General features: G+C 39.1%; 1 protein-coding gene. It reads right to left on the bottom strand.

The annotated features are described in order from the left end of the window. Positions 1 to 302: ABC transporter transmembrane domain-containing protein (locus ACSG5Z_RS30580; protein WP_435712829.1), on the bottom strand; the 302-nt coding region annotated here is incomplete at both ends.

Raw genomic sequence — 302 nt, 5'->3', positions numbered from 1 at the left:
GAAATAAGCTTAACAATGTTAACTTCCAACTAATTGTAAAACCCATCGCTACGAGTACACATCCCCCAACCGCTACTGAGTCAACAAGTGTTAAAACGCCCGATCCAGCAGTTTGTTGAATCGCCTGAATATCATTAGTCGCATGCGCCATCAAATCACCCGTACGACGTGATTGATAGAAAGATGGGCTCATCCTTGTAAAATGGTCATATAAATTCTTTCGTAATTGACGGGCTAGTTTTAACGAAGATCCAAAAATCATAATACGCCATAAATAACGTAATATGTACATAGTAATCCCT

The sequence above is a fragment of the Bacillus pretiosus genome (genome assembly GCF_051294775.1).
Lineage (GTDB): Bacteria > Bacillota > Bacilli > Bacillales > Bacillaceae_G > Bacillus_A > Bacillus_A wiedmannii.
This window is presented reverse-complemented; position numbering and strand designations above follow the sequence as displayed.